Origin of the sequence: Paenibacillus oleatilyticus (assembly GCF_018998565.1) — a bacterium.
Lineage (GTDB): Bacteria > Bacillota > Bacilli > Paenibacillales > NBRC-103111 > Paenibacillus_G > Paenibacillus_G oleatilyticus.
The window spans coordinates 1-361 of record NZ_JAHNZO010000155.1 but is presented as its reverse complement, the minus strand read 5'-3'; the positions used below and the strand labels follow the sequence as shown (position 1 = coordinate 361).

The window sequence follows — 361 nt, the reverse complement described above, 5'->3', positions numbered from 1 at the left end:
GTTCCACATCACGCCTACGCCCGGAACCAGCGTCAACGCGTCCAGATCAAACTTGTACAGATAAGCCACATCGCCCACCAGCCCGTTGCTGTAGTTCAGCGTGTCGCCGGTGAAGGTGGTGCGAATGGTGCCCCACTCTGCGTTGTGTGAATAGGCCAGGCCGGCCATCAGCGTGCCGCGACGCTTGTCGAGACGCTTCATGCGATCGTCGTCGCTGTCGCCCGGACGGTAGCCCCATGGCGTGTAATACCCCATGATGCTCAGCTGATTTTCTTGATCTTTCCACAGGTAGTAACCGGCGGTCAGAGTACGGAAGTAGAAGTCGTCACCTTCATAGTCGATGACGGGCACCGGATAAACG

Annotated in this window: 1 protein-coding gene; it reads right to left on the bottom strand. The window is 57.9% G+C overall.

The window, feature by feature from the left end:
- Positions 1–361 (bottom strand): MipA/OmpV family protein (locus tag KQX66_RS39025; RefSeq protein WP_216798433.1); only part of this gene is annotated, 361 nt, incomplete at both ends.